This is a genomic window from Candidatus Pantoea deserta, assembly GCF_003813865.1.
In the GTDB taxonomy this organism is placed as follows: Bacteria; Pseudomonadota; Gammaproteobacteria; order Enterobacterales; family Enterobacteriaceae; genus Pantoea; species Pantoea deserta.
In genome coordinates this window covers 16,544-37,392 of the sequence record NZ_RMVG01000010.1, presented here as the reverse complement: position 1 = coordinate 37,392, position 20,849 = coordinate 16,544, and the positions used below count along the sequence as shown (strand labels likewise).

At 60.0% G+C, this 20,849-nt stretch carries 23 protein-coding genes and 1 pseudogene; 7 read left to right on the top strand and 17 right to left on the bottom strand.

Features of this window, described 5'->3' with window-relative positions; genetic code table 11:
• Positions 1-32: 32 nt before the first annotated feature.
• From BBB56_RS13565 to BBB56_RS13520, 11 genes and pseudogenes are all read right to left on the bottom strand, one after another.
• A complete protein-coding gene (locus tag BBB56_RS13565) occupies positions 33-491 on the bottom strand; it encodes a phage tail protein (RefSeq protein ID WP_233593038.1) in 459 nt (152 codons plus the stop codon).
• On the bottom strand, positions 421-741 hold the full coding sequence (lysC, locus tag BBB56_RS23780; protein WP_233593037.1) for an Rz1-like lysis system protein LysC: 321 nt from the start codon (positions 739-741) through the stop codon (positions 421-423). Before lysC ends, BBB56_RS13565 begins: the two co-directional genes overlap by 71 nt.
• Positions 662-1,009, bottom strand: a pseudogene (locus tag BBB56_RS13560) (Rz-like lysis system protein LysB); the annotation flags it as partial. The gene lysC and the pseudogene BBB56_RS13560, both read right to left, overlap by 80 nt.
• On the bottom strand, positions 1,009-1,518 hold the full coding sequence (locus tag BBB56_RS13555) for a lysozyme (protein ID WP_123801477.1): 510 nt from the start codon (positions 1,516-1,518) through the stop codon (positions 1,009-1,011). The pseudogene BBB56_RS13560 and the gene BBB56_RS13555, both read right to left, overlap by 1 nt.
• Entirely contained in the window at positions 1,515-1,724 is a 210-nt protein-coding gene (locus BBB56_RS13550; RefSeq protein WP_123801476.1) for an HP1 family phage holin, read from the bottom strand. The genes BBB56_RS13555 and BBB56_RS13550 overlap by 4 nt, the downstream gene beginning before the upstream one ends.
• A 2-nt stretch (positions 1,725-1,726) precedes the next feature.
• The gene (locus tag BBB56_RS13545) at positions 1,727-1,930 is read right to left on the bottom strand and encodes a tail protein X (protein ID WP_123801475.1); all 204 of its coding nucleotides are present in this window, start codon (positions 1,928-1,930) and stop codon (positions 1,727-1,729) included.
• A 353-nt stretch (positions 1,931-2,283) separates the two neighbouring features.
• On the bottom strand, positions 2,284-2,475 hold the full coding sequence (locus BBB56_RS13540; RefSeq protein WP_123801474.1) for a hypothetical protein: 192 nt from the start codon (positions 2,473-2,475) through the stop codon (positions 2,284-2,286).
• Positions 2,476-2,641: 166 nt separating this feature from the next.
• Complete coding sequence (locus BBB56_RS13535; RefSeq protein WP_123801473.1) at positions 2,642-4,627, bottom strand: replication endonuclease; 1,986 nt, start codon at positions 4,625-4,627, stop codon at positions 2,642-2,644.
• A complete protein-coding gene (locus BBB56_RS13530) occupies positions 4,627-4,851 on the bottom strand; it encodes a TraR/DksA C4-type zinc finger protein (RefSeq protein WP_123801472.1) in 225 nt (74 codons plus the stop codon). The genes BBB56_RS13535 and BBB56_RS13530 overlap by 1 nt, the downstream gene beginning before the upstream one ends.
• Complete coding sequence (locus tag BBB56_RS13525; RefSeq protein ID WP_123801471.1) at positions 4,851-5,069, bottom strand: DUF2732 family protein; 219 nt, start codon at positions 5,067-5,069, stop codon at positions 4,851-4,853. Before BBB56_RS13525 ends, BBB56_RS13530 begins: the two co-directional genes overlap by 1 nt.
• A gap of 70 nt (positions 5,070-5,139) precedes the next feature.
• Positions 5,140-5,460, bottom strand: coding sequence for a hypothetical protein (locus BBB56_RS13520; protein ID WP_233593036.1), 321 nt, complete (start codon positions 5,458-5,460; stop codon positions 5,140-5,142).
• 329 nt (positions 5,461-5,789) lie between these two features.
• Here BBB56_RS13520 and BBB56_RS13515 point away from each other — a divergent pair, with 329 nt between their 5' ends.
• The 3 genes from BBB56_RS13515 (at position 5,790) to ddlA (ending at position 7,949) form a co-directional block, all read left to right on the top strand.
• A complete protein-coding gene (locus BBB56_RS13515; RefSeq protein ID WP_123801470.1) occupies positions 5,790-6,404 on the top strand; it encodes a phage repressor protein CI in 615 nt (204 codons plus the stop codon).
• Between the two features lie 38 nt (positions 6,405-6,442).
• Positions 6,443-6,778: a hypothetical protein gene (locus tag BBB56_RS13510; RefSeq protein WP_123801469.1), complete on the top strand. Its 336-nt coding sequence runs from the start codon at positions 6,443-6,445 to the stop codon at positions 6,776-6,778.
• 76 nt (positions 6,779-6,854) lie between these two features.
• Positions 6,855-7,949 carry a D-alanine--D-alanine ligase gene (gene ddlA / locus BBB56_RS13505; protein WP_123801468.1) on the top strand — a complete coding sequence of 365 codons (1,095 nt, stop codon included), beginning with the start codon at positions 6,855-6,857 and terminating at the stop codon, positions 7,947-7,949.
• A gap of 20 nt (positions 7,950-7,969) precedes the next feature.
• On the opposite strand, the gene BBB56_RS13500 is transcribed toward ddlA, so the two are convergent.
• From BBB56_RS13500 to BBB56_RS13485, 4 genes are all read right to left on the bottom strand, one after another.
• On the bottom strand, positions 7,970-9,394 hold the full coding sequence (locus BBB56_RS13500) for a GGDEF domain-containing protein (protein ID WP_123801467.1): 1,425 nt from the start codon (positions 9,392-9,394) through the stop codon (positions 7,970-7,972).
• Between the two features lie 493 nt (positions 9,395-9,887).
• A complete protein-coding gene (locus tag BBB56_RS13495; RefSeq protein WP_123801594.1) occupies positions 9,888-11,357 on the bottom strand; it encodes a SulP family inorganic anion transporter in 1,470 nt (489 codons plus the stop codon).
• Between the two features lie 2 nt (positions 11,358-11,359).
• Complete coding sequence (locus tag BBB56_RS13490; RefSeq protein ID WP_123801466.1) at positions 11,360-11,980, bottom strand: carbonic anhydrase; 621 nt, start codon at positions 11,978-11,980, stop codon at positions 11,360-11,362.
• 575 nt (positions 11,981-12,555) lie between these two features.
• Positions 12,556-13,365: a 5'-nucleotidase, lipoprotein e(P4) family gene (locus tag BBB56_RS13485; protein WP_123801465.1), complete on the bottom strand. Its 810-nt coding sequence runs from the start codon at positions 13,363-13,365 to the stop codon at positions 12,556-12,558.
• A 100-nt stretch (positions 13,366-13,465) separates the two neighbouring features.
• Here BBB56_RS13485 and BBB56_RS13480 point away from each other — a divergent pair, with 100 nt between their 5' ends.
• Entirely contained in the window at positions 13,466-14,179 is a 714-nt protein-coding gene (locus BBB56_RS13480) for a purine nucleoside phosphorylase YfiH/LACC1 family protein (protein ID WP_123801464.1), read from the top strand.
• A gap of 99 nt (positions 14,180-14,278) precedes the next feature.
• A complete protein-coding gene (locus tag BBB56_RS13475) occupies positions 14,279-16,294 on the top strand; it encodes an NADPH-dependent 2,4-dienoyl-CoA reductase (protein ID WP_233593035.1) in 2,016 nt (671 codons plus the stop codon).
• Here BBB56_RS13475 and rlmG read toward each other — a convergent pair whose 3' ends face one another.
• Complete coding sequence (rlmG, locus tag BBB56_RS13470; RefSeq protein WP_123801463.1) at positions 16,295-17,413, bottom strand: 23S rRNA (guanine(1835)-N(2))-methyltransferase RlmG; 1,119 nt, start codon at positions 17,411-17,413, stop codon at positions 16,295-16,297.
• 81 nt (positions 17,414-17,494) lie between these two features.
• Here rlmG and BBB56_RS13465 point away from each other — a divergent pair, with 81 nt between their 5' ends.
• Complete coding sequence (locus BBB56_RS13465) at positions 17,495-17,998, top strand: M48 metallopeptidase family protein (RefSeq protein WP_123801462.1); 504 nt, start codon at positions 17,495-17,497, stop codon at positions 17,996-17,998.
• Here BBB56_RS13465 and BBB56_RS13460 read toward each other — a convergent pair.
• Positions 17,995-19,683 (bottom strand): chloride channel protein, encoded by a 1,689-nt coding sequence (locus BBB56_RS13460; protein WP_123801461.1) that lies wholly within the window; start codon positions 19,681-19,683, stop codon positions 17,995-17,997. The two genes, BBB56_RS13465 and BBB56_RS13460, sit on opposite strands and share 4 nt — an antisense overlap.
• Positions 19,684-19,830: 147 nt before the next feature.
• Here BBB56_RS13460 and BBB56_RS13455 point away from each other — a divergent pair, with 147 nt between their 5' ends.
• On the top strand, positions 19,831-20,817 hold the full coding sequence (locus BBB56_RS13455; protein WP_123801460.1) for a Gfo/Idh/MocA family protein: 987 nt from the start codon (positions 19,831-19,833) through the stop codon (positions 20,815-20,817).
• The last annotated feature ends 32 nt before the right edge of the window (positions 20,818-20,849 follow it).

The following is a 20,849-nucleotide window of genomic DNA, read 5'->3' as shown; positions in this document are numbered from 1 at the left end:
GATGCCGTCCGCTGAGGGATGACAGGACAGCTTTAGCGCCGCCACTCGCTGACCAGCTCGCCGTGCACCCAGAGCTGTAGCGGCGCGTAGTCGCTGGCGGGCGGCGTCGGCTCGCCGGGAAAAGTGACCTGCAGGGCGTCGTCCGTCTGGGCAACCAGTACGCGCTCGCTCAGTTGCAGGCCGATGCTGAGCGCGCCGGAGGCGTCGGACGCGAAGGTAAAATCGCTGCGTCGCTTGTCAACGTTGCCCATCATTTCCGGCTGGTTGTCGCGCAGCCAGGCAAGCAGCGGCACGATAACGGTCTCAATCTCCTGCTGAATATCGGCCAGGGTAAGTTCAAGCCGGTAGCGATACTCATAAGAGAGCGACGGCGCACTGGTCGCGACCACGGTTCCGGCGGCGATGACCATGGTGAGCCGTTCAGGGTTTTGCTGTAGCAGCGGCACGCTGCCAAGCAGCGCCGCGCGTAGCTGTTGAGGTTTCTGCATCATGTTGCTCCTGACACGCTTTAATCATTTCAATCTGCAACCCGCAGGACGCGAGCGCAGCCTCTAACTGACGGTTATCAGCCGCCAGATCCCCCTGCGTTTGCAGGCGGTTGCCCGGCAGCGGACAGCTGTTCACGCGCGGACAGCCAGTCCAGATAATCACGGGCGTTGTCGAAGGCGGGACGGCGGTGCAGCCGGATAAGATCATCAGGCAGAGCGGCGGCAGACCACGCGCGTAACGACTGACTGTCATGGGTTTCTCTCGCTATCTGTGCTTCACGGTTGAGGGCGAGGCGGCTGGCCTCGCTCTGTTGCTGACGCAGCCGCGCCTCACGCGCGCTGTTTTCCTGCGCCTGCTGGTTCAGACGGGCAATAATCCGCTCGCGGCTGGCGAGATCGGCGATGAGCGCGGCGTTGGCGCGCTGCGCCTCGCGCAGTTGCTCGCGAGCCTGCGCGCCGCGCCAGCAGCTAACGCCGAGCGCCAGCAGCAGCAACGTCAGCAGCGCGACGCAGAGGCGCATCATGGGACGCCTCGCAGGCACCAGGCGCGCTCCCGCTCGCGCCGCTGTATCAGCCCGGCGTTTTTCACGCCGTTAACGTAAATCCAGCGCGGCAGCTGGTCGCAGGCGGCGCGCCAGCGCTGTTGATTGAGGTAGTTCGCCAGCGTTGAGCGGCAGGCGGCGCCAGTGCCGACGTTAAAGGCGAAGCTCGCCAGCGCGTCCCAGATCGGCGAAGGCATCGCCACCGGCACGCAGGCGGAAAGCTCGCGTTCGACGCGGATCAGATCGTCGACCAGATTCACCGCCGCCTGGCGCTCGCTGACCCTGCTCTGCGGCGTTACGCCCGCCGTATGGCCTATGCCGTTGGTCCAGACGCCGGCGCTGCATTGATAAGGCGAGGTGCGGCAGCCCTCGGCGTCGGCCAGCAGTTGCAGACCGGCGGAGGAAATTTTCAGCGTATGAAACTGCGGCAGCAGCGCGGCGAGCGCCAGCACGGCGACCACCGCGCAGCGTTTAGCGGTCTGACTCACGTCTGCCTCCCCGAATGCTGGCGCTGAAGCTCGTAGGTTTTGCGGCGGTAGTGCCAGTTGATGAAAAAGGTCGCCACGTTGACCATCAGGGTGATGACCGCCACGCCGGAACCCACCAGAAAGGCGATGTCCTGGATGGTGTGACGGCCCAGCCACATCAGAAACAGGCTGACCAGGTAGTTAATCAGCGAGCTGGTTTTCTCCATCGTCAGTCCCACAGATTCAGGGTTTCGCCTGTTGCCGCGTCCGGCAGATCGGGCAGCGTCACGGCATAGCCGTGCGGCAGAACGGCGCCGCGATCGGCAAGTCCGGGATTGGCGGCGTAAACCTGTTCGACCGCCTGCTGCGTGCGGCCGTAGTAGCGATAGCAGATCTCATCGACCGTATCGCCCTGGAGCGCGTAGATGTTCATGGCGATAACCCCGCGTCACATCCGCTTAAATAGTGCGTCACTGTTGTTTTTCCTCCGTTGGAGCCGGTGTCGGCAGACGCCGGATGGAGCCTGCTTCGCGGCGGAATTCGGTGCCGCCTGGGCCTCATCCGACCCAGCCAGTCTCCTTGCTGCGGCGTCGCGGCTCAACGCGCGCTCGCCCGCTGGAATATGGGCAAACAGAGAAAGGGAAGCGCAAAAAAAACGGCACCCCGAAGGGTGCCGTTTTTGCTCAGGACGCCGTGATCAGACGGCATCAACATCAAAGAGGAAGGTCTGGAATCTGCTGTTTGTTATCAGTCAGACAATCGCTTCGCATTGCCATACCTGCATTGTTATTTATTGGTGGGTATCGCAGAAAACGAAACGGCAAATTCCTTGTTTTTTATCATCCTGTCACCGGCTATCTCGGCGATTAAAGCGAGGGCCACTTCCCGGTCGCGCTCCCTGCACACCCCTTCAGTGGTCAGACGTGCAATAAGCTCTACGCGCTCAAGCATTACCTGTTCTTGTAAGTCACTATCCACTTTCCCTCCCCCATCTTATAACTGTATATCTATACAGTAGCACAGCATGCAATCTGATATAAAGAAAATTACGCGTCGAATGCCGACCGTTTAGGCTATTGATATAGCGGATTTTTTACCGAGCCCTGCCTTAAGCCAAATCAGTAATAATGACGGAAAAAACCCTTCAGGGCGGCGCGTTTTGCCGGTGCGAATGGCCCTGGAAAAGTGCTTTTGCGTTTTTTTTAGCCAGCCGATCGACACAATGAGTTAACCGCGCTAATACGCCTGGCGAACCCGCTGGCTGCGCCTCTGTCAACGGCGTACAGTTAATGACAGAACTCCAAGAGGCGGCGCTCTGTTTAGCCTCCTCAGCCTCGGCTTTACGCTTCGGCACGACTTTCCAGGCCACCAGGCGGGTCAGCAGCGGTTTCTCTTTACCTGCGTCCGGAAGGTAAACGCCTTTAATGCGGGTAATCTCTTCGCCCCAGCGATTGCACTCCTCCGCATCCTGATACCAGATGCGCACTGCCAGCTCATCCCGACGAACGAACGGACCGCCCTGCGCGTTAATGTAGGCAGCCCAGTCGCCATTGTCTGCCGCCTCGCGCGCCTCGGTTAGCTCTCTGCTTAGCTTGCGCGCCTCTTGCGCCTCGGTGAGACGGCGGAGTTCGCGCCAGACGGTGACCGGCGCGCCGCCGACAAACTGAAACTGACGGATATGCCAGCGTCCCGCCCAGGCAGAGACCGCAGCCGCGCAGTCGCGCAGGTTTGCGCCGCTCTCATGGTCTTGCTCGCCGTCCAGCGCGTAGCCGTCAATATTTTTGGCAATGTATTTGGCGATATAGCCAGTGGCGCTGCCCTTTTGCGGGTCAATCGCGGTGGTGTGAAAGCGAGCCTTGCGCGCTTTTTCGCTGGTCAGCTCTTCGCTGTCTTGCTGGCAGGCGTATTCCGTCAGGATCTGGCGCACCCGCGCGGCCTGCTGTGGACGCATAAAAAGCAGCAGATGCCAGTGCGGCGTGCCGTCATGGTGTGGTTCAGCGACGCGGATGCCGAACAGGCGGATCTGCTCGCGATGCAGTCTGGCGCGCACCTTCTGCCAGAGTCGGCAGAGATAGCGCTGCGTCTCAGCCGGGCTGGCACCGTCCCATTTCGGGTTGGGCTGACCGCTGCTGAGCGTGGCGTGATAGCGCGCCGGGGCAGTCAGCGTGCAAAACTCGCCGACATATCCCATCTCGTTGCAGATAGTTTCAAAACCGCGAATGCGCGTCATTAGCTCGCAGCGGCGAATGGCGGGGTTAGCGACGCTGCCGTCATGCTTGTCGATCAGGCTGATGCGGTTGCCCTCTTCGTCCTCCAGCTCCATGCTCTGTAAAAAATCACGGGTGCGGCGCTTCTGCTCGCGCCACTCGGCAAGGGCCGCGCGGCTGGCGTAAGGCGAGTTGTTTTTACTGACGTGTATTAATGCAATCTGCACATGCTCGCGCCACTCGGCGGCGATACGGCGCAGCCGCCCTTTCCACCATGTTTCTGCCTGCATACGCATAATGGCGGGCGTGACATCTTCCGGCGCGAAGAGACGCGTGGTGACCGTCTGCCACAGCGGCGGCGTCTGGCGAAATTCTCTGGTAATGGTTGCGGCGGTCAGGTAGAGGCGATGGCTATAGCGCCAGTCTGATTCGCCGCTGTTCTGCGCGTGCAGCTGCACCAGTTCGGCAAAGATAAAACTGGCGATGTCTCCCGCCAGCATATCAACGTCGGCGCGCGACATATCCGGCAGTTGATTAAAACGCCGCATTAGCTCCCACAGCGTGCCTGCCGCCGCCGCCGCGCCTCTTTCCTGTTCGGCCTGGCCGCTCAGCCACGCCGCAGTGCCGCGCCGCATCGCGCCCAGCCGATACTGCGCGCTGACCCGCTCAATGCGCGGCAGCAGGCGCCCGGCAAAGGTTGTCGTCAGATAGCTCGCGGCGCTGGCCGCGCCTCGCTGACTCTCCAGCCGGGCGTGGCGCTGCCGGATGGCGCGCTGCACCAGCGCAGGCTGCTGCGCCAGCGCCGTCCACGCCTGCGACACCGCCGCCATCCGGCGGCTGTGCTGCTGCATTTCAGCCCAGGTGGGATAAGGGGAAGCGATGGCCTGACGCGGCGCATTCCACGGCCAGAAGTAGCGCGGCATTATCTGCCGCTCTGATAGTGGCGGGCGCGCAGCTCGGCGATCTCCTGACAGGCGACGCAGCGGGACACGCCGCTAAGCGCGCGACGGCGCGCCTCTGGAATCGCGCTGTCACACTCCTGGCAGAAAAAAGCGCTGACGCATTTGGGCCGCTGCGTCACGGCGGCAATGTCCAGCGCCAGCTGCTCGGCCTGACGCTGCTGCTCTCTGTCCATGATATCGACCATCAGTGCAGCTCCTGCGACTCGTCGCGGTAGCGCTCTGCTTCGCGGCGAATCAGTTCGGCGGACTCCACGCCGTTAAGCTCCTGGCGGCGGATACAGCAGGCAATGGCGGTCAGACGGTCGGCCACCGCCCGCGCGCGGTCTTTACGCTCGTCGTTGCGCACCGCGGCTACCAGCACGTTCAGCGCATCATTTTCACTATCAACATCAAGGTGTTTCATTTCATCTCTCCTGAATTTGGGCAAAGAGAAGCCCGACGGGTTTACGTCATTGATTTGCAATGAATATCAGTTATTCAGACAGGTAGCGGTCTGCGTCGGAAAAGGGCCGAGGTAACAGCCTGCCCCAGCGCACCATTTTGTTCATGGCGGCAATAATCAGCTTGCGCCGTGCCTCATCAAAGGATTCAAACGGATTGCCGACCTCCTGAAGTCGGAAGCTGCCGGGTTGTTCCCGGTTCGCCAGCGTCAGCACGCAAAACTTAAATTCGTCGCTTTGCCGGTTGAAGGCAATCAGCGCCGGATTACGGCTATTGCTGCGCAGCTGCCGCCAGCTTCTGCGAAATTCATCAAAGGTCATAGCGGCGATGGGTTCAGAGTGGCACTTCATCATAAGTGAATCAGACTCGACATAAATTAACAGAAACCGAAGCGCGCCAGCCTGCCGCGCCGACCGGCCTGAGAAGCCTTGGGTTTTGCGGTCTGGCCTGCGCGGCCCAGGCGGCGCGGCAAGCCTGTAAGGCCCCGCGCGCCCTGAAAAAAAGCGCCAGAACGGCAGGCTGGTCGCCTGCTCGCAATAAAAGGCGTGCAGCTATGACATTTGTAATATCGGGTCTCATAGGGCATCATCTCCAGTTAACCTAATGTCAGTCATATGCGATGACATTCACTACGCAGTGATGCTAATTCAAATATGTTAGTAACACAAGAGGAAGCTCAAAAATGTTAGTCACTAATTTTAAAGGGAGCGGCGGAGCTATCCTCGACAGGCTGATTCAGGCCTATGGGTTTAAACAGAAATCGCAGTACGCTGAGCACGTCGGTCTCTCCTCCAGTAATCTGGCAATGCGTTATAAAAGAGACGCTTTCCCCGCCGATCTGGTGGTGCAGTGCCTTATCGACACCGATGCTGAACTCAACTGGATCCTTTATGGCCAGGGCAATCCGCCCAGCGCGGTGCAGGCGATGGCGGCCGAAAAAGGCGGCGAAAGTCACTCGATGAAGAACCTCGCCGAGATTGAACGGGTAAAATTAACAAATGGTGAACTCAGACCTGTCGATTTTGTGACTCTGGAAAGCAAACTGTTTCTGGACAAGGTCGCGCCCAACAGTCATCTGCTGGCGGTGATTGAAGGCGAACAGCAGTACATCATCAACCGCAGCTACAAGGCTGTGGTAGACGGCAAATGGCTGCTGGATATTGAGGGTATGGCCAGCCTGCGCAATCTGTCTCGCCTGCCTGGCGGTCGCGTCAGGGTCAGCGGCAGCGACGCTGAGTTTGAATGTGCGCTGAATGAGATTTCAGCCACGGGCATCGTCGTAATGACGTTAATCTAAAAGCAGCGATGCTGCCTCCGCGAGTTGATTTAACCGCTATGACTTCCAGACTTAAAATTATTTTCCCTCTGCTTATCGTCCTTGCCGCCGCCGCCTGGTACTGGCTTGCGCCGCACTACAGCAAAGAGGACGAGGCCTACTACGTCTCAGTATTCTGCTCTATTCACCATGACGACAGCAGCCGCTTCGTGGCCGATATGCGCACCGTGATCGAAGGCGGCAACTCTGACTATGCGCTACAAAAAATCCACTTTCAGCCGCGTCTCGGCGAGCATGTGGCTGACGCCTGGCAAAGCCTGAGCGCCGAACAAAAAGCGCAGGTCAGCGCCGACGCCGCCCACTGTCGCAGCCTTCTCTCCGCCGCGCTCGACTGAGCATACGCGATGCCGTTACAGCGCGAAATCCGCGTGTTATCTTGTGGGTTTCGCAACATCTTTCGGGCAAGTTCTAATGACAAAACTGCGGGTAGGCATTGTGTTCGGCGGCAAATCGGCCGAGCACGAAGTATCGTTACAGTCAGCTAAAAACATCCTGGATGCGATCGATAAAACACGTTTCGAGCCGGTGCTGTTAGGTATTGATAAACAGGGTCAGTGGCATCTTAATAACGCGTCTGACTTTTTGATCAATGCGCAGGACCCGTCGCGCATCGCGCTGAATCAGGCGGGCGAAAGCGTGGCGCTGGTACCGGGCGAGACGCAGCGGCAGGTCATTGCCCGCCAGAGCGGCCATGCGCTGTCGCAGCTCGACGTTATTTTCCCTATCGTGCACGGCACGCTCGGCGAAGATGGCTCGCTGCAAGGGCTGCTGCGCATGGCGGCGCTGCCCTTTGTCGGCTCCGGCGTGCTCGGTTCTGCGGTGAGCATGGATAAAGACATCACCAAGCGTCTGCTGCGCGATGCCGGATTGCAGGTTGCGCCCTGGCTTAGCGTCACCCAGGCGCAGCGGTCGCAGATAGAGGCGTCGGAGGTTATTGCGCAGCTGGGCCTGCCGCTGTTTATCAAGCCCGCCAATCAAGGCTCTTCCGTAGGCGTCAGCAAAGTCGAGAGCGCAGAGGCATTCGACCGTGCGCTGGATCTGGCCTTTACTTTTGATCGCAAGGTGCTGATTGAAAAAGGTATTAAGGGCCGGGAAATCGAATGCGCGGTGCTGGGCAACGACGAGCCGCAGGCCAGCCCGTGCGGTGAAGTCGTGGTGCATGACAGCTTCTATTCGTACGAGACCAAATATATCAGCGAAACCGGCGCGCAGACGCAGGTGCCAGCGGCGATTGACGCGGCGACCAGCGAGGCGATCCGTGCCGTGGCGATCGCGGCGTTTCAGGCGCTGGAGTGCGCCGGCATGGCGCGCGTGGACGTCTTCCTGACGGACGCAGGCGAAATCATCGTTAATGAAGTCAATACGCTGCCGGGCTTTACCAATATCAGCATGTACCCCAAGCTGTGGCAGGCAGCAGGCTTAAGCTATCAGGATCTGATTACCCGCCTGATCGAGCTGGCGCTGGAGCGCCATCAGCAGGCCAGTCAGCTAAAAAGCAGCGTGTAACCGCCGGAGCGACGTGGCGGCTACGCCACGTCGCTGGCCAGCCTCAGCGTCCGAAAGCTGGGCGATGTCTGATTGCGGCCGTTGCGCTTGGAAAGATAGAGATTTTTATCCGCAGCGGAGATCAGCTGGTTGATAACGCTGTGCCAGTCGCGCTCTTCTCCCGCCGTCCCCTGCGCCAGCCCTGAACTGACGGTTACCGTAACGGTATTGCCCTGTAGCCAGAACTTCTCTTTCGCTATCGACTGACGCACCGCTTCGGCCAGCTGATACAGCTGCTCAGGGCGGGCGTCAAACAGCACGATGGCGAACTCTTCGCCGCCGAAGCGGCAAATACGTCCCTGCTTGCCTGCCACTTTTTTCATCCGCAGCGCGATCTCCTCCAGTACGCCGTCACCCGCGTCATGGCCGAAGTTGTCGTTGATGGTTTTGAAGTAATCGACGTCCAGCAGGATCACGCCAACGCTGCGCTGAGAGGAAAAAGGTTCGTCTTTCAGGCTCTCATACAGTCCGGAGCGTGACAGCAGCTGGGTCAGGAAATCGTAGTTCGCACGCAGCGCCAGCCGCTGATTAAGCTGGCGCACCGCATCCATACTGACCGCGACAATCAGCGGGCTGATGGCGATAGTGGCCACGCCAAGCCGCGCCGAGGTGAGATGGCTCAGCGACAGCAAATTGTCATTGCCCTGGATGTTCATTACCCCGTGCGACACCAGCACAATTTCCGTAATACCGGTCAGCAGGATCGCCAGGCTGGTGACCGGTATCGGCAGCACGATAGCGCACCAGATCAGCGCCGGAACCGGGAATGTCAGACTGCCCGCGCCGCCGATCATGGCCCCCACCACCAGCGACACCCCGACGCTCAGCAGCGGCACCCATTTGCCCGGCGACAGCAGCTCGCCGAACGAGAAGCTGCGCCAGTTGCGCGTCAGTAAAAACGGCAGCAGCATCAGGCCGGTCGAGAACTGTTCGCTGAACCAGTCGGCCCATGCCGTCGCAAAGCTGGCGTTGAAGCCGACGTCCTGCGCCAGCGCGCCCCAGCTGGCGCAGGCAAAGGCGGCCAGCAGGCAGGCCGGAAAGATGCGCAGCGCATTGTTGATCTGCCTGCGATCCGAATCCCGCAGGTAGTGCTTTACCAGCATAGAAACGGAAATGATGATAAACAGCAGGTTAGCGATATTCAGCGTGACGGCAGGCCAGGCCCAGCCGGAGAAAACCGTATCGTTCACCACCATGGCGGCGAAACAGGCAAGATAGTAGCGGATACGATGAAGCCAGGGATGGCGGACGATAACGGCGGCGACAATGGCGTTCACCGGCCAGAACAGCGAAAGCTCGGCGGGAATGCGCAAATGGCTGCCTAAAAAGCAGAACAGCAGCGTGATTAAAAACAGCGAGAGAGCATTGGTTTTAGTCTGATACTCTGCAAATAGCTTAACGCGCATAGGTGTGAACCCTGTAGCCTGAAAATTCTTCGCTCCCTGCCCGTCCCGGACGATCGCCGCCAGTTATTAAAGCCTGTTCGCGACCCGGACAATCCGGCGAATAAAGGGGAGTGTGCAGCTCTACTCGCGAGCTGAGCCGCCTCGCCTGGCTTTTGGCGCGGCAATTATGCCTTAAATAAAAAAATCGGCTATCCGAGATATCCGATTTCAGGCGGCGGGTAAGCGGGAGTGACGAACAAAGCGTCAGGCAACCAGCATAAATCAGCAGCAGCGCTGGCTCCGCGATAAGGCGCGGCCGTGCGCGAGCAAGGATGTCTGGGAACCCTGAACCGGAGTGGCCAGCGGTGAAATCGCGCCCCTGGCGCGGGCAAGGTTCCCGGCTTACAGGTCAACTCGCCGGACGCGCCGCCTGCGCCAGCCAGGCTGTCTGCGTTTGCCGCGGTAACCGCCGCCCTGCCGCCTGCCTCTATTCTGACCGGCAGGCGAATCCTCTTTACTTCACCGCGACCGGCCACTGGCTCAGGCGAATACCGCGCTTGTCGGCATTGTCGCCAAAATCTTTTAGCACCGCCTTCACGTCTGGATCCAGATACTCCGCATTGTCGTGATCCACAATCACGACGCTGTTTTCCGGGATCTCTGCCAGCAGTCCCTGCAATTTAGGGTTGTGCATAAAGGTCAGATTTTGCTGGAAGCGCAGCACATAGTGATCGTCATAACGCGTCAGCCGCAGCGCGTTGCGATGACTTTTATAGAGACTGAAAACAACCTGCGTGACCAGACCGATACCGATACCCGCCAGCATCCCGAACACAATGATGCCGCCGATAGTAGCCAGAAACGGCACAAACTGTTGCGCGCCCATGCGGAACTGCTCAACAAACAACTGCGGCGTGGCCAGCTTATAGCCGGTATACAGCAGCACTGCAGCCAGGCTGGCCAGCGGAATGGCGTTCAGCAGGTCGCTAAACCACAGCCCGCAAATCAGCAGCAGCACGCCGTGGATGAGAATAGAGAGTTTGGTCTGCGCGCCGGTGCTGACGTTGACGGAGCTACGCACAATCACTGCGGTAATGGGCATCGCGCCCAGCAGACCCGCGCTGAGATTGCCGATCCCCTGCGCGAACATCTCGCGGTCAGGCGACGGCGGCGGGTTTTGCGGACGCAGTTTTTTCAGCGCCTCCTGGCTTAGCAGCGTCTCCAGACTGGCGACCAGCGCCAGCGTCACCGCCACCATCCAGACAGAGGGGTTTTGCCACGCCGTCCATGCCGGGCTTTCCAGCTCCGCCGCCAGCGCGGAGAGGCTGTCGAACGCCGGCAGCGCAATGCGCGTCAGCTCGCTGGCCGTCTCCGGCATCAGACGTCCGCCGGCTACCGTCGCCGCGCAGCCGAACAGCACCGCAATCAGCGGACCTGGAATCCAGGCCAGCGCGCTTATTTTTTTCACCAGCGGCGTGGTCCATAGCCACAAAATCAGCAGGCTGGCGGCGGCCACCAGTATTGCAGGCAAAGAGAAGGCGGTTGCGCCGCTGGCGAATCCGGCCAGCCCGGCGTCGCCCTCAATACCAAAGGCTACCGGAATTTGCTGGATGATCAGCAGAATGCCGATGGCCGCCAGCATCCCCTTAATCACGCTGCCGGGCACCAGAGAAATAAACCGCCCGGCGCGCATCAGACCGAGGCCACACTGCATCAGGCCGGCCAGCACCAGCGCGGTCAGAAAGGCGCTAAAGCTGCCAAGCGTCTCAATCGAGGCCACGACAATAGTAACCAGTCCGGCAGCCGGTCCGCTGACGGCAAAGCGAGACGGACTTAAGGCCGTGACCAACAGGCCGCCGATCACGCCGGTCAGCAGTCCGGCGAAAGGCGGCAGCCCGCTCGCCTGCGCAATGCCCAGACAGAGCGGCAGCGCCACCAGAAAAACCACCAGACCGGCGGGAATATCCTGACGAAGCGTTTTCACATTCATGACGAAACTTCCTCTGCTGTTTGCTGGATTAACTCTTTGAGGTGGCCGGACTGAAGATCGTAAACGCAGCCGAAAAGATCCAGCGCCTGACCCGCGCGCCAGGCGTCGCGTACCGGCGCGGTGGCGACCAGATGAGAGAACTGCGCCAGGACATTGACTTCCACCATCCGGTTGAGCGCGTTATCCGCCTGCGCGTCAGGCAGATCCGCGCCCAGCGCCTGACGCAGCGCGGCAATACGGCGCGCCAGCGCCGACTCTTCCTGAGCCAGTGGGCTTTGCGGCAGGCTGAGCGCCGCCTGAACGCCGCCGCAGCCGTAGTGGCCGCACAGCACGATGCGCCTGACGCCCAGATAAAAGATCGCGTACTGCAACACGCTCATCAGGTTATCGTCACCCTCGACCACCATATTGGCGATATTGCGATGCACAAAGAGTTCGCCGGGATGCGAGCCGGTCAGCACTTCCGCCGGCACGCGGCTGTCCGAACAGCCAATCCAGAGTGAATGCGGCTTTTGTTGATAGAGATATTTTTCAAAATAGTCAGGATTACGTTCGCGACGCTGGAGCGCCCAGCTACGATTTTTCGCTAATAAAGGTTTCAGTGTCGTCACAATCATCTCTCTCAAAAACCGGGAGTGGCGTATTGATGCGCAGCAGACAGTGAACCGGCTCACGGTCAGGCGTTAACGATCAGCAAAATAACGCGACTGCTCACAGAAAATGGTTATAGACGTTTATGAGTCATTGCGCACCCGTAATTTTATTTCCCGCCAGTCCCGCCCGTTATTTGTAAGAGATTATTCAACCCAGGTAAATTTCGCGTAAACTTATCTTATTCCCGCTTTGTCTTACGATAAATAAGTTTAGATTGTAAACATTAATAATCAATAACTTAAAATAACCATCTTTTTTATGCGCCATAAAGACTGACAAAAAATGACAATTTGCCTTTTATCTCTTTTCGGCCACCCTTATTCATTACCGGCACTTTTATGCGGAAAATTCCGAATTGCTTCGTTAATCAATAGTGAGAAAAACTGGCTGGCAGGAAAAAAGGCAGTGTATCCGGCTTAATAACCGCGTATTTAAAAGTAAGAGATAATAAAATTAGTTCGCAGCAAAATAATTACTTATAAACGTAAATAACCCGCATAAAAAAAGAGCCTCGTCAGAGGCTCTTTCAGTGAATAAATTACTTTCCGCTCCAGGCCCGTAGCTGCGCCTCACGCGTGGAGAGCTGCTGCTGCGGCGTCAGCTTATTGTAATTTTCTGCCATTCCGCTCTCCCAGTCGCCGTAAAGCGGATTGGGCAGCACAATAAAGCGGGTGCCGAAGCGCTGATGGTTCTGACTGACAAAGGCGCGACGCTGCGCATTGCCCTGATGCCAGGTTGCGCCGCCAAAATCATTCAGGTTGTCGCCTACGTAGAGCACCACGTTATAGCCTGCAGCCTGAATAGCGTCGAAGCGCGCCTGCTTGTTTGAGCTGTCGGTGCTGAGACGCATGGTCTGCGGCGTCACCTGCGGAAAACCAAGCTGCTTCATATTGGCAGCCGTGGCCTCATAGTCCTTTTGATCGCGGTTCGAGACGTAAAACAGCGTGCCGCCGTGCGACGTAACATAGTGTGCGAAGTCCACTGCGCCCGGTACGGCCAGCGCCTGCTGCGCCCGTGTCCAGGCTGACCAGCTCTGCGCGCTAAACGGCTGGCCGTTTTTCGCCTGCCAGGCGCTGTAGGCGCTGTTGTCGAGCATGGTTTCATCCAGATCGACGATTACCGCCTTCGGCTTGCCGGTCAGCGACGGGGCGGCATCAAAGGCGAGCTGCGCGGCGTTAAACGCCTGCCAGGTCAGCGCCTGGTATTCGCCGGACTGCTGAAACCAGTTAACGGCCAGCACCGACTGCTGCCCAAGCTGCTGCTGCGCCTCGCGCGCGGGCTGAGAGGCGCAGCCGGTCAGCGCCAGCGCCAGCAGGCCGCTGCTGAGCAGCGTTACGGTCATTTTCATTCTGTTATCCTCAAGGCCGGGAAGTGATAAGCGGTAGCACTGTCAAAATGTAGCAGTTAACGTAAGCTGTCATCAGCCAAAGGTCTCACAGGAGTTTCATATGGGTATCCGCGTACGTTCTACGTTGCTTGATGCGCTGGAGTGGGTTGAGTATGCCTTTCAGCCTGCGGGCGAAGCGCCGCCCGATGATGCCGCTTACGGCCATCAGCGCCACAGCGCGACGGTGGTGCATGACGACTCTAATGTGCCGCCAAAGCGCTGCGAGTCAGACGGCGTGATCGGCCTGGGCGTGCGTCCGGTAGCGGTCTACACCGCTGACTGTCTGCCGGTGCTGATCGCGGACAGACAGCATCGCCGCGTGGCCGCCGTCCATGCGGGCCTGAAAGGCACGCTGGCTGGCGTGCTGGAGCGTGCCGTTGAACGGCTATGCGAAACCGGAACCACGCCAGCGCATCTCTGTGTCGCTATCGGTCCGGCCATCGCGCCCTGCTGTTATGAGCTGAGCGAGGAGATGCTGACGCCGATCGCGCAGAGCCTGTCTGGCTCGCTGACGCACTGCTGGCACCGTGAGCAGCCGCGCAATTCGCTGGCCGTCAGGCCGCAGGCGAACGCTACGCAAAATGGTATCTGGTTCAATCTGCCGCAGCTGGCGACAGAGAAGCTGATTCAGGCAGGGGTGCCGTCGGCCAGCATCGAAAATGTCGGCTACTGCACCTACTGTATGGCGGAACCCGGCTCCAGCTATCGGCGCAACACCCATTTCAACAGCGGCTATCAGTCGCGCTACTCATGGATACGCCGTCGCGGCAGCTGAAAGTTGATGCGCCTCACAGCCCGACAAATTTTCACTTTTGTTTAACATCACGGCGGCTACATTACACTCATCCGACCACTTCAGCTAAGTGATGCCGCCTTGAACAGTTATGCCTACCCTGCCCTGTTTGCTCCGCTCGATCTGGGATTTACCCGGCTGCGCAACCGTTTTTTGATGGGTTCGATGCACACCGGGCTGGAAGAGCATCCCGATGGCGCTCAGCGTCTCGCCGCTTTTTATGGCGAACGCGCGCGCGAAGGGGTGGCGCTGATTGTCACCGGCGGCGTTGCGCCTGACGCGCAGGGCGTGGCGATGGCGCATGGCGCCATGCTGACGTCGCCCGACCAGTGCGGCTGGCACCGTCAGATTACCGACGCTGTCCACGCCGAAGGCGGTAAAATCGCGCTGCAAATTCTGCATACCGGCCGCTACAGCTACCAGAAAGATCTGGTCGCGCCCTCCGCGATTCAGGCGCCCATAAATCCTTTTCAGCCGCAGGCGATGGATGAGCAGATGATCAGGCAAACCATCGACAATTTTGCCCGCTGTGCGCGGCTGGCGCAGCTGTCCGGCTATGACGGCGTTGAGATTATGGGTTCTGAAGGCTATCTGATTAATCAGTTTCTGGCGGCGCGCACCAATCAGCGCAGCGATCGCTGGGGCGGCGACGCGCCGCGCCGCCGCGCCTTCGCCGTCGCGGTCACGCGCGCGGTGCGTCAGGCGGTGGGCCGCGACTTTATCGTTATTTTTCGTCTGTCGATGCTCGATCTGGTCGAGGGCGGCAGCTCGCTCGACGAGACGCTGGCGCTGGCTGCGGAATTAGAGGCGTGCGGCGTGACCCTGTTTAATACCGGCATCGGCTGGCACGAAGCGCGTATCCCCACCATTGCCACGTCGGTGCCGCGCGCCGCTTTTGGCTGGGTTGCCCGGCGGCTGCGTCAGCATGTCACCACCCCGGTGATCGCCACCAACCGCATTAACCATCCGCAGGTCGCTGAACAGCTGTTGCAGAGCGGCTGCGCAGATATGGTGTCGCTGGCGCGCCCCTTTCTTGCGGATGCCGCCTTCGTCAGTAAAGCGCGGCGCGGCGCGCCGGAGAGCATCAACACCTGTATCGCCTGCAACCAGGCCTGTCTGGATCGGATCTTTGTCGGCAAAGTCACCTCCTGCCTGGTCAATCCGCGCGCCTGCCACGAAACCCTGATGCCGGTCACGCCGTGCGCGACGCCAAAGCGGATTGCCGTGGTGGGCGCCGGTCCGGCGGGCATGGCGTGCGCGCTTCAGGCTGCGCAGCGCGGCCATCGGGTCACGCTTTATGAAGCGGATGACGTCACAGGCGGCCAGTTTAACATTGCCCGTCAGATCCCAGGCAAAGCGGAGTTCAGCGAAACCCTGCGCTATTTTAACCACCAGCTCGCCGCCGCCGGCGTGGTGATTCGCACCGGCTGTCGCGTCACGCCGCAGATGCTGGATGAGGCAGACGAGGTGGTGCTGGCAACCGGCATCCAGCCGCGCACGCCGGCTATTCCGGGCATCGACCATCCCAGCGTGCTTAGCTATCTCGACGTTCTACGCGACAAAAAAGCGGTCGGCAGGCGCGTGGCGATTATCGGCGCGGGCGGCATTGGCTTTGACACCGCCATGTACCTGTCGCAGCCAGCGGAAGCCAGTGACATTGAAAGTTTTTGCCGCGAGTGGGGCATTGACCTGACGCTGTCGCAGCGCGGCGGCCTTCAGCCCGCCCAGCCCTTGCTGGCCGCGCGCGCGATCTGGCTGCTACAGCGCAAGCCGGGCAAACCGGGCGCGGCGCTGGGTAAAACTACCGGCTGGATCCATCGCGCCACCTTGCAGTCGCGCGGCGTACGGATGTGGGGCGGCGTGGAGTATCTGGCGATTGATGATGAGGGATTACATCTGCGTCGCGACGGCGCTGTAGAGGTTTTGCCGGTAGATAATGTGGTTATCTGCGCCGGGCAGGAGCCGCAGCGGGAGCTGGAAGCCGCGCTGCGGGCGCGCGGCAAGTCTGTGAGGCTGATCGGCGGCGCCGATGTTGCGCTGGAGCTGGATGCGCGGCGCGCTATCGCGCAGGCCACGCAGCTGGCGCTTACACTGTGATTAGCGCATCTTCACCGCGCGCAGCACCACAAACTTCTGATTTGAGGCCACCAGCGTGCAGTTGCCGAACAGCTTTTTCAGCTTATGGTGATAGTCGAGATGGCGGTTGCCGACGATGCGCAGCTCGCCGCCATATTGCAGACAGCGTTTGGCATCGCGGAACATCTGCCACGCCAGGTGATCGGTGACCGCGTGCTGCTGATGGAACGGCGGGTTGCACAGCACGGCGTGCAGGCGATCTGAAGGATAACCGCTCAGCACGTTGTTGACGCGAAACTGACAGCGTGCCAGATCCTGCGGACGGTTCACCTCAACGTTAAGCTGGCTCGACGCCACCGCCATATAAGATTCGTCAAGGAAGTGCACTTCCGCCTGCGGATTGCTCTCCAGCGCCATCAGTCCACTGACGCCATTGCCGCAGCCGAGGTCGACGATCTCGCCCTCAATATTTTCCGGCAGGTGCTGCATAAAAAAGCGCGCGCCAATATCCAGCGAGGTGCGAGAAAAAACGTTGGCATGGTTATGGATCTGATATGGGGTGTCATCCAGCGGCCAGACGGTGGTCTGCGCCTGCGGCGCCAGCGCGGGCGCGCTGAAGTGGGTATAGATCAGCCGCGCTTTTTTCCACGCCAGCGAGGTACGGGTTTCGCCAAGGATCTTCTCAAACAGTTGAAGCGTGGAGTTATGGATCTCTTTGGCGCGCGCCGCCGCCAGAATCACCGTATCGGCGGTGACTACCTCGCGCAGGGCGCGCAGCTGCTGCTCCAGCAACGCCAGCGTTTTCGGCACTTTGATCAGCACGGCGGCGGGGGCGGCAGGCAGCGCATCCAGGCTGCTGAGAAAGCGCACTTCGCCGTCGTCCAGCGCATTGAGCCGCAGGTTCTGCTGCGTAGCCTGCTGGCTCAGCCAGGAGTCGCTGACGTGCCATACCGGGCGCGGATTAAGCGCGCAGGTCAGCGCGCCGAAGCTGTCGTTGAACACCAGAACCGGCCCTTCCGGCAGCGTCTGTTGCAGCAGATACTCATCAGCGGCATCCCATGCCTGAAGCGGACTCTCTTCACGCATTTGCGGGAAACGATGCAGGATCAGGGTGCGATCGACTAGTTCAAGTTGGCTCATGAAATCTCCGGCTGGTACAATCTGGCTGTTTTACGCCCCAAAAGGGGGGCGCAGTATACTGTCTTTCGCCGGGAATCCCTAATGTCCTCACTCATCTATCTACAGGGTTATCCTGAGAACATCCTTCAGCAGGTTCAGACGCTGATTGACCATGAAAAGCTCGGCGCGTTCTTGCAGGAGCGCTATCCCGATACGCACGATATTGTCAGCGATAAAGCGCTCTACGATTACACCCTGGCGCTGAAAAACCGCTATATGCGCAACGCGCCGCCGATCAGCAAAGTGATCTGGGATAATAAAATCAAGGTGATGAAGCATGCGCTTGGCCTGCATACGGCCATTTCGCGCGTTCAGGGCGGCAACCTCAAGGCCAAAGCGGAGATCCGCGTTTCAACCTTTTTCCGCCTCGCCCCGGAGCCTTTTCTGCGCATGATTGTGGTGCACGAGCTGGCGCATCTCAAAGAGAAAGAGCACGACAAAGCCTTTTATCAGCTCTGCTGCCATATGGAGCCGGACTATCATCAGCTGGAGTTTGACGCCCGGCTGTGGATGACAGACCAGGCGATGCGCGGCAACGCGGCCTAGAGAAACTCCTGCGCCTTCTGGATCAGGCTGGTTTTAGTCAGCGCGCCGAGGAAGCGTTTCTCCTGCGGATTATTCAGCACCGGCAGACGCTCCAGCGTTACGCGGGCAAAGGCTTCCCAGCCTTCGCGCATGCTCTGGTTCTGATAGACAAACGGGAAGTTGTCATCCATCACGGCGGCGACCGGCGAGTGCAGCGTAATCTCCTGCGCCAGCACCTTGCGCGCAATATCGTGGATGGAGACCACGCCGAGAAACGCGCCCGCCGCATTGATGACGTACACATAGCGCTCGCGCTTCAGCGAGCTGACCGCCAGCGCCTGCCCCACCGTCTCCTGCGGCTGTAGCGCCGCGCCAGGAATAATCAGCTCCGCCACGCGCATATTGTCGAAATCGTATTTGGCTTCTGAGCGGTTAAAGTGATTGCCGACCACCGGATAGGTGCTGGCGGACTGCAACCGGTAGACCACCATCGACGCCAGCACCGCCGCGATCGTCACCGGAAACAGCAGCGAGCTGTTAAGGGTCATCTCCAGCACCATCAGTATCGCCATCAGCGGGGCCTGGCTGACCGCCGCCAGCATTGCTGCCATGCCGATGGCCGCATACAGCAGCACGTTGCCGAGCGGCAGATGCAGCGCTGCGCCCAGCGTCGCCAGCGCCACGCCGAGCAGCGCGCCGGTCAGCAGCGACGGCGTAAACAGGCCGCCTACCGCATTCGATCCCACCGACAGCGTCGTCGCCAGGGTTTTCAGCAGCAGCAGCAGCAGCAGGCCCGGCAGCAGGTAGTCGCCCGCCATGATTTTCACGATCACTTCGTAGCCGTTACCCAGGATGTCGGTAGAGATCAGCGCCAGCAGCCCGACCGCCAGGCCGCCGGCCCCCAGCCGCAGCGGCAGCGAAGAGATATGGCTGAACAGCGCCTTGCTGCGCGCGATCAGCTTAATCAGCAGCCAGCCGGCCAGCCCGGCAGCCAGGCCGATGACGACGGTGGCCAGCAAGCTGCTGACGTCCATCTGAAAGCTGGCGTCCGCCAGCGGATAAAGCGCATTGCGGAAGCCGAGCGACCACATGGTCATCACCGCCACCGACGATGAGATCACCAGCGGGATCAGGCGCTGTAGCGCCGAAATGCCAAAGGCGATCTCCGCGACGAAAATGGCGGACGCCAGCGGCGCGTGATAGACCGACGACAGGCCCGCGGCCGCGGCCATCGCCACCACGTCGCTGTTTTTGAGATTGAGCGAGGCGGGCATCCAGCGGCCCAGCACGCTGCCGCACAGCGCGGAGAGCTGCACCATCGGTCCCTCTTTACCAATAGAGGCGCCTGAACCGATGCTGGCGATGGACGAGAGCGCGCGAAACAGCGAGGTGCGGGTAGGCACCGCGTCGAGCCGCGCGTTGATGACCTCCAGATAGTCGGTCTTTACCGTCTGCTGTTTTTCAATACTGACCGCGTAGCGCAGGAAAAATCCCGCCAGCACGCCGCCTGCCCCCACCAGCAGCGGCCAGAAGATCCACGGCCAGGCGTGCATCGCCACGGTGATTTCACTGTCGCTGCTGAACAGCAGGCGGTTAATCAGATCGATGACGCCGCGAAACGCCAGCGTCACCAGCGAGGCCGCCAGGCCTACCGGAATCGCGACCAGCAGCGTCGTCCAGTTCAGAGCGTGTTTACTTCCTTTCAAGCGCTTTCCCCACTTTTTAATCCGACGCCGTTGCGCCATCACTATATTGGAAGGCGGATCGCAGGATCAAATTTCCCTGCCGCTGTGCTGCTTGCGCCCCCTGCCCGGCATGCTACTCTGCCGCTTATTTGCCGCAGGAGAGCCGACGTGATCCGTTTTGCTATTGTGGGAACCAACTGGATAACGCGCCAGTTTATCGATGCCGCGCACGAAACCGGCCATCTGCGCCTGAACGCCATCTATTCGCGTTCGCAGCAGCAGGCGGAAGCCTTCGCCAGCGACTATCCCTGTCATCACCTCTTCACCTCGCTGGAGGCGCTGGCGGCCAGTGACGACATTGACGCCGTCTATCTCGCCAGCCCCAATGCCCTGCACTGCGAGCAGGCGCTGCTGTTTATGTCGCACGGCAAGCATGTGATCTGCGAAAAGCCGCTCGCCTCGCATCTGCGCGAGGCTGAAAAAATGATCGCCTGCGCCCGGCAGCACCAGGTGATCCTGTTCGAAGCCTTTAAAACCGCCAGCCTGCCCAACTTTGCCCGACTCCAGCAGGCGCTGCCCGCCATCGGCCCGCTGCGCAAGGCGCTGTTTAGCTATTGCCAGTACTCGTCGCGCTATCAGCGCTACCTCGACGGCGAAAATCCCAACACCTTTAATCCGCGCTGGTCAAACGGCTCTGTCATGGACATCGGCTACTACTGTCTGGCGACGGCGGTGGCGTTATGGGGCGCGCCGCAGGGGGTGAAAGCCAGCGCGACGCTGCTGCCCAGCGGCGTTGACGGCCACGGCAGCGTGCTGCTCGACTACGGCGATTTCGACGTTACCCTGCTGCATTCCAAAGTCAGCGACTCGCGCATTCCCAGCGAAATTCAGGGCGAAGCCGGTTCATTAACCATCGAGAAACTGGCGGAGATGCAGTCGGTCACCCTGATGCCGCGCGACGGCGGCAGCCAGGATCTCAGTCAGCCGCAGCATATCAATACCATGCTGTATGAAGCCCAGACCTTCGTGCAGCTGGTGCGCCAGCGCCAGGTCGAACATCCGGGACTGGAGATTTCGCGCATCACCGCGGCGCTGTTGACTGACATCCGGCGTCAGACCGGCGTGGTGTTCCCGGCTGACGCGCAGGCTGTGTAAATATGTCTAAATATGAATGGCTCGCTCTTGCC

Coding starts and splice junctions, on each gene's coding strand:
- BBB56_RS13480 (WP_123801464.1), top strand. CDS start 13,466: ATGGGTATCCGCGTACGTTCTACGTTGCTTGATGCGCTGGAGTGGGTT.
- lysC (WP_233593037.1), bottom strand. CDS start 741: ATGACAGTCAGTCGTTACGCGCGTGGTCTGCCGCCGCTCTGCCTGATG.
- BBB56_RS13565 (WP_233593038.1), bottom strand. CDS start 491: ATGATGCAGAAACCTCAACAGCTACGCGCGGCGCTGCTTGGCAGCGTG.
- BBB56_RS13500 (WP_123801467.1), bottom strand. CDS start 9,394: ATGCGCGTTAAGCTATTTGCAGAGTATCAGACTAAAACCAATGCTCTC.
- BBB56_RS13520 (WP_233593036.1), bottom strand. CDS start 5,460: ATGATGAAGTGCCACTCTGAACCCATCGCCGCTATGACCTTTGATGAA.
- BBB56_RS13490 (WP_123801466.1), bottom strand. CDS start 11,980: ATGATTGTGACGACACTGAAACCTTTATTAGCGAAAAATCGTAGCTGG.
- BBB56_RS13530 (WP_123801472.1), bottom strand. CDS start 4,851: ATGGTCGATATCATGGACAGAGAGCAGCAGCGTCAGGCCGAGCAGCTG.
- BBB56_RS13545 (WP_123801475.1), bottom strand. CDS start 1,930: ATGAACATCTACGCGCTCCAGGGCGATACGGTCGATGAGATCTGCTAT.
- BBB56_RS13485 (WP_123801465.1), bottom strand. CDS start 13,365: ATGAAAATGACCGTAACGCTGCTCAGCAGCGGCCTGCTGGCGCTGGCG.
- ddlA (WP_123801468.1), top strand. CDS start 6,855: ATGACAAAACTGCGGGTAGGCATTGTGTTCGGCGGCAAATCGGCCGAG.
- BBB56_RS13535 (WP_123801473.1), bottom strand. CDS start 4,627: ATGCCGCGCTACTTCTGGCCGTGGAATGCGCCGCGTCAGGCCATCGCT.
- BBB56_RS13510 (WP_123801469.1), top strand. CDS start 6,443: ATGACTTCCAGACTTAAAATTATTTTCCCTCTGCTTATCGTCCTTGCC.
- BBB56_RS13550 (WP_123801476.1), bottom strand. CDS start 1,724: ATGGAGAAAACCAGCTCGCTGATTAACTACCTGGTCAGCCTGTTTCTG.
- BBB56_RS13465 (WP_123801462.1), top strand. CDS start 17,495: ATGTCCTCACTCATCTATCTACAGGGTTATCCTGAGAACATCCTTCAG.
- BBB56_RS13525 (WP_123801471.1), bottom strand. CDS start 5,069: ATGAAACACCTTGATGTTGATAGTGAAAATGATGCGCTGAACGTGCTG.
- rlmG (WP_123801463.1), bottom strand. CDS start 17,413: ATGAGCCAACTTGAACTAGTCGATCGCACCCTGATCCTGCATCGTTTC.
- BBB56_RS13515 (WP_123801470.1), top strand. CDS start 5,790: ATGTTAGTCACTAATTTTAAAGGGAGCGGCGGAGCTATCCTCGACAGG.